General features: G+C 63.2%; 7 protein-coding genes. 5 read left to right on the top strand and 2 right to left on the bottom strand.

Annotation, left to right across the window (positions count from 1 at the left end):
* Positions 1 to 494: 494 nt before the first annotated feature.
* Positions 495 to 1,286 carry a BtpA/SgcQ family protein gene (locus tag VFV96_01910; GenBank protein HEU5069147.1) on the bottom strand — a complete coding sequence of 264 codons (792 nt, stop codon included), beginning with the start codon at positions 1,284 to 1,286 and terminating at the stop codon, positions 495 to 497.
* 125 nt (positions 1,287 to 1,411) lie between these two features.
* Here VFV96_01910 and proC point away from each other — a divergent pair, with 125 nt between their 5' ends.
* The 5 genes from proC to VFV96_01885 are packed head-to-tail and all read left to right on the top strand — an operon-like array spanning position 1,412 to position 5,028.
* Entirely contained in the window at positions 1,412 to 2,227 is an 816-nt protein-coding gene (proC, locus tag VFV96_01905) for a pyrroline-5-carboxylate reductase (GenBank protein ID HEU5069146.1), read from the top strand.
* Between the two features lie 28 nt (positions 2,228 to 2,255).
* Positions 2,256 to 3,428 (top strand): AI-2E family transporter, encoded by a 1,173-nt coding sequence (locus VFV96_01900; GenBank protein HEU5069145.1) that lies wholly within the window; start codon positions 2,256 to 2,258, stop codon positions 3,426 to 3,428.
* Between the two features lie 13 nt (positions 3,429 to 3,441).
* Positions 3,442 to 3,675, top strand: coding sequence for a flagellar FlbD family protein (locus tag VFV96_01895; GenBank protein ID HEU5069144.1), 234 nt, complete (start codon positions 3,442 to 3,444; stop codon positions 3,673 to 3,675).
* Positions 3,676 to 3,681: 6 nt separating this feature from the next.
* Complete coding sequence (locus VFV96_01890; protein ID HEU5069143.1) at positions 3,682 to 4,050, top strand: CoA-binding protein; 369 nt, start codon at positions 3,682 to 3,684, stop codon at positions 4,048 to 4,050.
* Positions 4,051 to 4,059: 9 nt separating this feature from the next.
* Positions 4,060 to 5,028 carry a bile acid:sodium symporter family protein gene (locus tag VFV96_01885; protein HEU5069142.1) on the top strand — a complete coding sequence of 323 codons (969 nt, stop codon included), beginning with the start codon at positions 4,060 to 4,062 and terminating at the stop codon, positions 5,026 to 5,028.
* Positions 5,029 to 5,052: 24 nt separating this feature from the next.
* Here the strand turns inward: VFV96_01885 and VFV96_01880 are convergent, their stop codons facing one another.
* Complete coding sequence (locus VFV96_01880) at positions 5,053 to 7,506, bottom strand: M56 family metallopeptidase (protein ID HEU5069141.1); 2,454 nt, start codon at positions 7,504 to 7,506, stop codon at positions 5,053 to 5,055.
* Positions 7,507 to 7,572: the final 66 nt, after the last annotated feature.

Genomic DNA, 7,572 nt, shown 5'->3' with positions numbered 1-7,572 from the left:
AACCCCTGATTCGCAGCCGGCCCGCGAAGGGCCGGACGCCTGCCCGGCCGGCGCCGATCAAAACGGCGAATACTGGCGCTGGTGTCCACGGTGCGGTCACGAACTGCACAACGAAAAGTGCAAACTGCGCTGCCCCCGCTGTCATTACTTCATGAGCTGTTCGGATTTCGATTGAGCAGCCGGCCCGGTTTGGTTTCGGGCGAAACCGGCGTAGATTGGTGTGGCCGGAATGGGGCCGGGCAAGGGGTCCGGACCGGCCGGCCAAAACAGCGCCACCGGGAAAGGCAACCATGTGCCAGTTGGAATTAACAAGTGAGGAGCAGCGGCTCCTGACACAAACGCTGGAGCGACGGGTCCGCGATTTGGAATTGGAAATCCTCCACACGGACCGGGCCGAGTTTAAGCGCGTCCTCAAAACGCAACAGGCGGGGTTGCAACAGTTGCTAAACCGCCTCAACCGCCCATCTGCCATCGCCGCCTGAGCCGCGCGGCGTTCAGCGCCCCACGATCTTGGCCAGGGCCGCCACGCGCTTCTGATCGACGTGCGCCGAGAGGCGTCCGTTGAACTTGAGGGAGCTGCCGACGATGAAACCGTCGGCGTGCCGCAGGTATTCCGCGCAGTTGTGGGTGTTCACGCCGCTGCCGATCAGGATGCGGCCGTGCGGCAGGGCACGACGCGTAAGTTCCACGTCCCCGAAGTCCGTGGCAAAACCGGTGCCAATCCCGGAGACAATCACGGCGTCGGCCAGGCCACGCTCGATGGTTTCACGCGCCGTGTCCCCGATGCCTGCTTCCCCCAGCGGTTCCGCGTGCTTCACGTGCACGTCGGCCAGGATCTGCACGTGCGGACAAATCTGCTGGCGGTAGCGCAGCGTATGATACGCATCGCCCTCGATAATGCCCTGGTCCGTGATCATCGCGCCCGAATGGACATTCACACGGATGAAGCTGCCGCCGGTGGCGGCGCAAAGCGCGAGCGCGGCGCGGGCATCGTTACGCAGCACATTGAACCCGATCGGCAGCTTGGTGTGCTCGCGGATGGCCCGGGCCACAACTGCCATCGTGGCGATGGTTTCCGGTCCGACCTGTCCCTTGGCAAACGGTGCATCGCCGAAGTTCTCGATGAACAGCGCGTGCGCACCGCCGCGGTCATACGCGGTGGCATCCACGACGGCGTTGTTGATGACATTTTCAATGGTTCCATGCCAGCGGGGCGAACCGGGAAGCGGCTTGAGATGAACGACACCAATGAAGAGTTTGGGGTGGAGGTCGAAGATGGTTTTCATTCGTGGTTGTTAATGGGTTCCGTCCTGAAAAAAGCACAGGCGTTCCGTGAAAGCCAGTGCCAAAACAAGCGCGGTTCGCGCCGTTTTGCCTTCCGCGCACCGCGGGTGCGTGCTACATAGGCACCATGGCAGCCAAATTGACCATCGGTTTTCTCGGCGCCGGCCGCATGGCGACCGCGCTGGCGCAGGGATTCATCAGGGCCGGACTGGTGCGGCCAGGCCAGGTGTTCGCCAGCGATGTGATGCCGGCCGCCCGCAAGGCCTTTGGCGCCGCCACGGGCGCCAAAATCTGCCCTCACAATGCCGACGTGCTGCGCGCCGCGTCCGTCCTCATTCTTGCCGTCAAGCCGCAACAGGCCGCCGAAGTGCTTGGGGAGATTCACCCGTTGTTTACCCGCCGGCATTTGTTGATTTCCATCGCCGCCGGCGTGCCGTTGCACAAGCTGGAAGCCGCCCTGCCCGCGCAGGCCCGCGTGATCCGCGTCATGCCCAACACGCCGGCCCTGGTCGGCGCCTCGGCATCCGCGTTCGCGCGCGGCCAGGCCGCCACGGCTGCGGATGCCGTCCTCGCCCAGCGGCTGATGTCCGCCGTGGGCGTGGCGGCGGAGTTGAAGGAATCGCTCCTCGATGCGGTGACCGGCCTGAGCGGCAGCGGCCCGGCGTATGTTTACCAGTTCATCGAAGCCTTGAGCGACGGCGGCGTGGCCTCCGGTCTGCCGCGCGAACTGGCCACCCGGCTGGCGGCGCAGACCGTGCTCGGCGCGGCCCGAATGGTGTTGGAAACCGGCGAACATCCGGGCGTGCTCAAGGACGCCGTCGCCAGCCCCGGCGGAACCACCATCGAGGGCATTCACGAACTGGAGAAAGGCAATTTGCGCGGCGCCGTCATGAACGCGGTGCGCGCCGCCACGGAAAAGGCCAGACGCCTGGGCCAAGGTTGAACCCGGGCGGATTCCCGCACCCAAAACCATGAGCGCTCCGATTCCCTCCGAAGGCCAGCGGCGACTGGCATGGCTCGCGTTGTCCGCGCTGGCGCTGGCGGCGTTGGTGGGCGTGATCGTCGGGGCCGTGTGGGGACTGGGCCAGGCGTTGGGCCTGCTCGCGCCGGTGTTGTGGCCGCTGGCCGTGGCGGGCGTTCTGGCTTACCTGCTTGATCCGGTCGTGGACTGGCTGGAGCACCGGCGGATTCCCCGCACCCGCGCCATCGTGCTGGTGTTCTTTGTGGCGGCGGGACTGCTCCTTGGCGTGCTGGCCAGCGTGGCGCCGCGGGTGGTGGTGGAAACCACCCAGCTCGCCGGCAAAGCCCACGAGATGAGCGGCCAGTTGCAGGAACGCCTCGAAAAATTTGCCCACGATCCACCCCCGCTGGTGAAACGCCTGCTGCCGATGCTGCTGCCCAAGCCGGCCGACGGCGAACCATCCGGCGAACCCACACCGCCGGCGTGGGATAAAAACACGCTGGCCTCCGTGTCAAAGGTGCTGACCTCGGCGCTGCCCAGCATCGGCGCGTGGCTGGGCAATCAGTTCGGCAAGGCGCTTTCGCTCTTTGGCATTTTCGCCGGCCTCGCGTTGATCCCGGTTTACGCGTTCTATTTCCTGCTGGAGAAGCGCGGCATCGTGGCCAACTGGACCACCTACTTGCCCTTGCGGGATTCCAGCCTGAAGGACGAGGTCACGTTCGTCATTCGCGCCATCAACGACCAGTTGATTGCGTTCTTCCGCGGCCAGGTGCTGGTGGCGTTGTGCGACGCGGTGCTTTACACGATCGGTTTCCTGGCCATCGGTTTGAGCTACGCCTTTTTGATCGGCTTCGTCGCCGTGTTTCTGACGATGATCCCGTTCATCGGCGCGTTCGTCGTCGTCAGCAGCGCGCTGGTGCTTGCGTTCGTGCAATATGGCGACCTGCTGCATCCGCTGCTCGTGCTTGCCGTCTTCGCCATCGTGCAGACCCTGGAAGGTTTCGTCATCCAGCCGAAAATCATGGGGGACCGCATGCGGCTCCACCCGCTGGCCATCATCATCGCGGTAATGGCCGGGACGACGCTGCTGGGCGGCCTGCTGGGCGGGGTGCTGGCCATTCCGCTGGCCGCGGCCCTGCGCGTGCTGATGTTCCGCTACGTCTGGAAAAATCCGGTCAACTGAGCCAAATTCGCTTATGCCACTCATCAAACTCAATCGCATCAACAAGGGCGGGGAAATCCTGCTGAACAGCGAACACATCAACTACATCGAAACCGAGTCGCGGACGACCACGGTGCATTTGAGCGGCGGCCTGTTGTTTTCCGTCGAGGAAAGCCCGGAGGACATCGCCACGATGATCGAGCAGCTGGCAGCGGCGCGGATTGCCAACGGCATCCTCGAAAGCGGCGTGGCGGCCAACCGCGATTAGCCGCCCATGAAGTCCATCGCCATCATTGGCGCCTCCGCCGACCGCGCGAAGTTCGGCAACAAGGCCGTGCGCGCCTTCGTGCAGCAGGGTTACGCCGTGTATCCGGTGAACCCGAAAGAGGCGCAAATCGAGGGACTGCCGGCGTTCGCCAGCATCGCCGATGTCCCGGGGCGACCGAACCTGATCAGCGTGTATCTCCCGCCGCCGGTGTTGTTGAAAGTGCTGCCGGCGATTGCCGCGAAGGGCTGCGATGAATTCTGGCTCAATCCGGGAACGGAATCGGACGCCGTGCTGGCCGAAGCCGAACGCCTCGGTTTGAACGTCATCCAGGCGTGCAGCATCGTGGGCATCGGCATGTCGCCCGAGGAGATGTGACGAAGCGACATGACGCGCGTCCTCACTCTTTTCACGAATTGTTTTCCACTCTGGGTTTTGCTCGCCTGCATCGCGGCGCTGTTTCGCCCCGCGCTCTTCACCTGGTTTGACAAGCAGTGGATTCCGTGGGGCCTCGCCATGATCATGCTTGGCATGGGCGTGACGCTGAAGGTGGCCGACTTTCGCCGCGTGCTGACCCTGCCCCGCGCCGTGGCCACCCGGTTCTTCGCGCAATACCTCATCATGCCCTTCCTCGGCTGGAGCCTGGCGCACCTGCTCAAGCTGGAGACACCGCTCGCCGTCGGCCTGATTCTCGTGGCGTGCTGTCCCGGCGGCACCGCCTCCAACGTGGTGACCTACCTGGCGCGCGCCAATCTGCCGCTGTCGGTGCTGATGACCATGTGCTCAACCTTCGCCGCCGTCGTGATGACGCCATTGCTCACCAAGCTGCTGGCCAGCGCCTACGTGCACGTGGATGCACTGGGCCTGCTGCTCGACACGGTCAAGGTGGTCCTGGCGCCGCTGCTCCTCGGGCTGGCGCTCAATCAATTCGCCCCGCGCGTGGTGCGTTTCGGATTGCCGGCGGCGCCACTGGTCAGCGTGATCTTCATCACGCTGATTTGTGCCAGCATCATTGGCCAGCAGGCGGGCAACATCCATGAATCGGGCGGCCGCCTGCTGCTGGCCGTCTTTCTCCTGCACGCCCTGGGCTTTGCGCTGGGCTGGGGCTTCGCGTGGGTGTTCGGTTACGAGGAAACCATCCGGCGCACGGTCGCCATCGAAGTTGGCATGCAGAATTCCGGGCTTGGCGCCGTGCTCGCCAAGTCGAGTTTCGCGTCCCTGCCCGCCACCGCAACCCCGTGCGCCATCTCAGCGGTGTTTCACTCCGTCATCGGCAGCCTGCTCGCCGGCGTGTGGCGGATTTTTCCCCCGCGCCAGCGTGTCGCAATCACGGCCGACACCCCGGCCCTCCGCTAAGCATCAGGCGAATGACGAAAACGCCTATTTGTCCGGGTGAACCCGATTGCCCGCCGGGTCAATAATGGTGGGGGTGACAAAGACGAGCAGCTGCATTTTTCCCGTCCGTTTAACTTTACTTGCCGTGTGGTCTTCTGCCGATAAGGCGCCGCCAAGCACCATTGTCTGGCCATCTGCAACGACAGCAGTTGATTTGATCTGATTTTTCAGTTGGTTCGGCAGCGGAACGCCAAGCTTTCCAGCTATGCCATTGGTGTAGATGGTGACGAAGTTGGTCGGCTCATCGTAACCAATAAATGAATTAAAAGTTGTGGTGGTTGCCAGTTCAATGGTTTGCCCATCCGCGCTGACCGACGGAATGACATCAAGCGTCAGGCCGTCTTTAATCGAGTTCGTATCAGTCAGATAAAGCGACAAATCGTTTCCGTTCGTGATCAGAATGCCGGGCGGCGTCAAAGCCATTGGATTGATACGGGCTGCGGCAATTCCAAAAGTGCCCATCGCAAGTTGTGCCTGCCGGCCACTCAATGTGGTTATGGAGGGAGACGAAAGATTTCTGACTCCATTTTCCCGGTCCAATAGTTCCAATAATTCCACAGCCTGCTTTGGCAGTATGACAGCGGTAAATGAAGCAACCCGATTACTTGTGGCGAGAAATCCAAGCCCGCGTCTGGCCCACACATCTTCCGGCACCTCCACAAACCTGGCCCGGATGTTCACCTGCGGCGGCGTCTGATTCAGCAATTGAGCGACCTGCTCAATGATGTCGAGGTCCGCCTGCGTCGCCCGAACGATGACCAGCCCCTGACGTTCGTTGTAAAACAATGTTTTCGGGGGCTGGAAATCGACGCCGAGCTTGCTGAAAAGTTCATGCAACGCAACGGACGGATTCACCTTTGCCTCCGGTCCGACGCGTCCCAGCGCCAGCGCGAGCGCATTTGTGTCCACCTTGAAGGTGCGGACGTAAAGCTGCGGTGCGCCCTTGGCCGCGGCAGCCGAAAAGCACACGCCATCCTCCAGAATCGAGTATTTGATCGGCACCGACGATCCGCGCACGATTGCGTCCAGCGCGGCCTGCAAAGAAATGTCATTTCGGGCAGGCGTGACCGTGATAACTGCCGAGCCCGGCGATGAACCGCCGGCCATGCCGGACGTTGAGGGCAGACCCGTGGTCGGATCAATGGCGCCGCCGCCCGGCTGTTCAAGCGGAAGCCCCGTGGCGGGATCCACCCTGGCGCCGGCGGCTGGTTTTGCCCCTTCCGCCAAGGTGAACTTCACGCCTTGCCCAGCCGGATCGCTTTGCCGGGTCGTCTCATTCAAGAAGCGGATCACCTTGGCCAAGGACACACCGTCAAATTCCACCCGCGGCAACCGGATATTTTTCAATTTCCCAAAGATGTTCTGCCGGTCTGTGTGTGCTCGGAGGGGCTGTGAATCTGTAGCTCGTTCAGGTCGCTGCGCCGTATCGGATCCCGTCGCTTCCGTGAGTTGATTCGTGCCGAGCAATGAAGTGGTGGCGGCCACTGTCTCTCGCGCCCCCATCGCGAGCAGTCCCAACAATCCAACACCCAGCACGAGTGCCGTGAGCATCGCCCGCCACGTGAGACGCAATGAAGGTCGATAGCCGGGCACCATGGCCCGATGCACCCGGTCTGCCAGCGACGACGGCTCGCGCTCATTTCCGAACGCGGGCGCGGCCACCAGCACCGGGTTCAACATGGTTTCCGCCACGCTGACCAGCGTGCGCGCGTAATCGGCCGGCGCGCCGCTGAGTTCGATGGCGAGGGCGTCACAACAGGCTTCGCGTTCGCGGCGGACTTGGTGACTGAGCCACCAGACGGCCGGATTGAAGAAGAACAGCGCCTCGGCAAACAACTGGAACAGGTTCGTCAGATAATCGCCGCGCCGGATGTGCGCCAGTTCGTGCAGCAGGATGAAGCGCAGTTGTTCCGGTGAAAACGTGGTAATCAACGCCAGCGGCAGAATCAGCGTCGGCTCCAGCACCCCCACCACTGCCGGCGAAGTGAGGCGGTCGGTCACCGCCACACGGACCCGCCGGGTCAGGTTCACTGCGGCCTTAACCTCGCGAATGAGGGCGTCGACAACTTCGTCCTGGAGCGGTCGGCTGGCGCGACGCAACTGTTCTGCACCTGCCACCTTTACACTCGCCCGGCCCAGCATCACGCTCGCGCCCACCACCCAAGCCAGCGCCAGCCACGTGGTCCATTGGAGTGAGGGTGGCGGCGAAGTCTGCACCGCAACCACCACAATGGTTTTAACCGGCCCCGCGCTCCCGATAACGGGCGCGTCGGCAGCCCCTGCTGGGGCGGCGCCGAGTTGGGACGATCGAGGCGAGTTTAATATCCCCCATGTCACCAAGGTCGCCCCGACAACGACAACCATTCCCGCCAGCGCCAACCGATAACGAACCGCCGGGTTGCCCACCCGCCGCAACACAATCGCCAGCACCAGCGCCACCAGTGCGCCCTCCCACAACGAGTGCAACAAGGCCTTCACCACCAGCACCCAGCCGGGTGCAGTCAG

This window comes from Verrucomicrobiia bacterium, assembly GCA_035765895.1.
Lineage (GTDB): Bacteria > Verrucomicrobiota > Verrucomicrobiia > Limisphaerales > DSYF01 > DSYF01.
This window is presented reverse-complemented; position numbering and strand designations above follow the sequence as displayed.